This is a genomic window from Stenotrophomonas sp. 278 (genome assembly GCF_003935715.1).
Taxonomy (GTDB): domain Bacteria; phylum Pseudomonadota; class Gammaproteobacteria; order Xanthomonadales; family Xanthomonadaceae; genus Stenotrophomonas; species Stenotrophomonas maltophilia_AH.
Genome location: NZ_RHPP01000234.1, coordinates 1575 through 3327 on the forward strand (window position 1 = coordinate 1575; position 1753 = coordinate 3327).

2 protein-coding genes are annotated in these 1753 nt (G+C 64.7%); both read left to right on the forward strand.

All coding sequences use genetic code 11. The annotated features are described in order from the left end of the window. A partial coding sequence (locus EGJ34_RS20970) for a DUF5906 domain-containing protein (RefSeq protein ID WP_221740432.1) occupies positions 1-892 on the forward strand: 892 nt, incomplete at its 5' end. A 333-nt stretch (positions 893-1225) separates the two neighbouring features. Continuing rightward, a partial coding sequence (locus EGJ34_RS20975) for a hypothetical protein (RefSeq protein WP_125362346.1) occupies positions 1226-1753 on the forward strand: 528 nt, incomplete at its 3' end.

The following is a 1753-nucleotide window of genomic DNA, read 5'->3' on the forward strand; positions in this document are numbered from 1 at the left end:
AGCCAAGATGAAGAGCACCATCGTCATCCATGGCCCGCAGGGCACCGGCAAGAACATGTTCTTCGATGAGTACATGAAGCTGTTCGGCGACTACGGACGCGTGCTGGATCAGGCGGCGCTGGAAGACAAATTTAACGACTGGGCCAGCCGCAAGCTGTTCCTGCTCGCCGACGAAGTGGTGGCTCGCACCGAGGTCTACCACCTCAAGAACAAACTCAAGGCGCTGATCACCGGCGACCGCATCCGCATCAATCCGAAGAACCTGCAGGCGTATGAGGAAGACAACCATGCCAACCTGGTGTTCCTGTCCAACGAAGCCATGCCCGTTGTGCTGGAAGAAGACGACCGCCGTCACGCGGTGATCTGGACGCCGGACAAGCTGACCGAGGCGTTTTACCTGGATGCGCTGGAAGAGATCCGCAATGGCGGCACAGCGGCCTTGCACGACTATCTGCTGCGCCTTGACCTCACCGGGTTCACCAACGGGACCAATCCTCCCATGACGCAGGCCAAGCGCGAGCTGATCGGCCTGAGCCAGGACAGCCCGCAACGGTTCCTGGATGAGTTGTATGGCAACGACATACCCGGGGTGAAGCCACGACCGGCCCTGTCGAAGGAGTGGTACGAGCTCTACAAGGTCTGGTGCGGCAAGGAGGGGGTACGCCCAGCGCCGAACCCGAAGTTCGTCAACGCTCTGGTGCGCAAGCGACAGATCATCCATCCGGACAGGGCGCGCAAGCGCTACACAGTTGGGCAGACGACGCTGGGCCCACACGGCTTCCTGATGCTAGGATCTACAGCACCTCCCGACGAGCGCACCGAGCAGGCCTATCTGGGCGATGAGCTGGTAGCGTTCCGCAGTGCGTTCAACGACTATCGGGGGCGCGCATGAGCCTCTCGACTACAGACGTGCGGGACGTGCGGGATGACGTGCGGGCATTTGTGCGGGCATTTCTCCTAGTGGCAGTAGGCGTGTGCGGGACGTGCGGGACTTTTTCCGCTCACGTGTGCGGGCGCGCGCGTGCCCACATGCGCTCGCATCACATGCGTGCGTCACGCGCGTATAGGTGCCCGCACGTCCCGCACGTCCCGCACAGCGCATGTGCCGCAGGCGTTTCGCGCATTTTCACGAGCGCACGTCCTCCCGCACATCCCACACACCCGCTCGCGCGCGCGTTTTCGTCTGTTACCGCTCTCTTGAAAAAGATGGAAGGGGAGGCTGTGCATGGCTTCTGAGGACGTACAGGTCTCGGGCAAGGATCTGGCACTGTTGATCGGCTGCCGGCCGTCCTACATCGTGGAGCTGAAGAAGAAGGGCCGCCTGGTCTGCGCCGAGGACGGCAAGGGCTACCTGCGCGACGCCTCCCTGGCGCTGTACGGCCAGACCCAGGACCCCAGCTACAGTGCCGTGGCCGCTCGCCACGCTCAGGCGCGGGGCGCTTCGCTGGCAGGGGCGGGGGTAGGGGACACCACGGACGCGGGCGCTGACGGCGACGAGGTGGACGCTGATGGCGATGCGGAGAGCGGGGAGGGTGCCACCGCGCCCGCTACGCCCGATGCCAAGCGCAAGGCCAAGGCGCTGGCCGACAAGGCCGAGATCGACGCCAAGGCCGCTGCGCGCGACTACGAGGTCAGCATGGGCAAGCTGCTCGACGCCGGCCAGGTCGAGCACGAGCTGGCCGAGGCAGCCACGGCGATTCGCGTGGAACTGGAGCGCATGGCCGACACCCTGGCACCGCAGCTGGCGGCCACC